At 67.2% G+C, this 244-nt stretch carries 1 protein-coding gene; it reads left to right on the top strand.

Annotated elements, in window-relative coordinates:
• Nucleotides 1-244: hypothetical protein (locus tag IF45_RS31860; RefSeq protein ID WP_157846497.1), on the top strand; the 244-nt coding region annotated here is incomplete at both ends.

Genomic DNA, 244 nt, shown 5'->3' with positions numbered 1-244 from the left:
GGGTCATGGGGGTCGGACGAGTGGTCTGACGGTGCCCAGTGGTGGGGGTCAGGGTGAGGTGGTGGTGGCGGCGTTGGTGGATGCGGGGGTGTCGCCGGAGTCGTTGGGTGTGGTGGAGGCGCATGGGACGGGGACGGGGTTGGGTGATCCGATTGAGGTGGAGGGGTTGTCGCGGGCGTGGCGTCGGTTCACGGGGCGTTCGCAGTTCTGTGCGTTGGGGTCGGTGAAGTCGAATATCGGGCAT

The organism is Streptomyces albidoflavus (assembly GCF_000719955.1).
Taxonomy (GTDB): Bacteria; Actinomycetota; Actinomycetes; order Streptomycetales; family Streptomycetaceae; genus Streptomyces; species Streptomyces albidoflavus.
The sequence above is the reverse complement of the archived record's forward strand: the minus strand, read 5'-3'. Positions and strand labels throughout refer to the sequence as shown.